1 protein-coding gene is annotated in these 305 nt (G+C 71.1%); it reads left to right on the top strand.

The genetic code is table 11. The annotated features are described in order from the left end of the window. Positions 1-205, top strand: a 205-nt coding sequence (locus tag PUR61_RS14015) for an AAA family ATPase (RefSeq protein WP_329879148.1), incomplete at its 5' end; no start/stop codon positions are given. Positions 206-305 lie beyond the last annotated feature (100 nt).

The raw sequence follows: 305 nt of genomic DNA, 5'->3' as shown, positions 1-305 counted from the left end.
CGGGTTCCCCGCCGACGTGACGAGCCTGGTGGGTCGCCGCTCGGAGCTCGCCGAGCTGAAGCGGTTGCTGGCCGACTCTCGTCTGGTGACGCTGACCGGCACCGGCGGTGTGGGCAAGACCCGCCTGGCCCTGCAAATGTCCCGCGAGGTGCTGCGCGCCTTCCACGACGGCGCGTACTGGGTGCCGCTCGCGGAGGTCGGCTAACCGGACCAGGTCGGACAGAGCTTGATCAACGCCGTGGGCCTGCGCACCATGGGCCCCGACGCCACCACGCTGCTGACCGACTACCTGCGGGACAAGCGCG

Source organism: Streptomyces sp. BE20, from assembly GCF_036322525.1.
Classification (GTDB): domain Bacteria; phylum Actinomycetota; class Actinomycetes; order Streptomycetales; family Streptomycetaceae; genus Kitasatospora.
The sequence above is the reverse complement of the archived record's forward strand: the minus strand, read 5'-3'. Positions and strand labels throughout refer to the sequence as shown.